Origin of the sequence: Mesorhizobium sp. M3A.F.Ca.ET.175.01.1.1 (assembly GCF_004791945.1) — a bacterium.
In the GTDB taxonomy this organism is placed as follows: domain Bacteria; phylum Pseudomonadota; class Alphaproteobacteria; order Rhizobiales; family Rhizobiaceae; genus Mesorhizobium.
The window spans coordinates 1-296 of record NZ_SRTP01000347.1 but is presented as its reverse complement, the minus strand read 5'-3'; the positions used below and the strand labels follow the sequence as shown (position 1 = coordinate 296).

Sequence of the window (296 nt, the reverse complement as noted above, 5' to 3'; positions counted from 1 at the left end):
GAAACACCCGTCGCTTGCGCCGTATGGCGCCTATCGTTGTGCCGATGGCAAAGACGTCATCTTTTCGGTTCAGAATGACCGCGAATGGGTAAATTTCTGCGAGAAATTCCTGAAGCAGCCGGCGCTCACGCGCGCACCTGGTTTTGCCGATAATATGGAGCGCCTCGGTCACGGGGCGCAACTTGATGAGATCATTGAACTGCGTTTTTCCGAACTATCCTGCCACGAAGCAATGCAGGAGCTTGAGGCAGCCGGTTTGGCATATGGCCGACTGAACGAAGTGGCGGATCTTTCAA

Annotated in this window: 1 protein-coding gene; it reads left to right on the top strand. The window is 54.4% G+C overall.

Going from position 1 to position 296, the window contains the following annotated elements; genetic code table 11:
* A partial coding sequence (locus EN818_RS31935) for a CoA transferase (RefSeq protein ID WP_135906754.1) occupies positions 1-296 on the top strand: 296 nt, incomplete at both ends.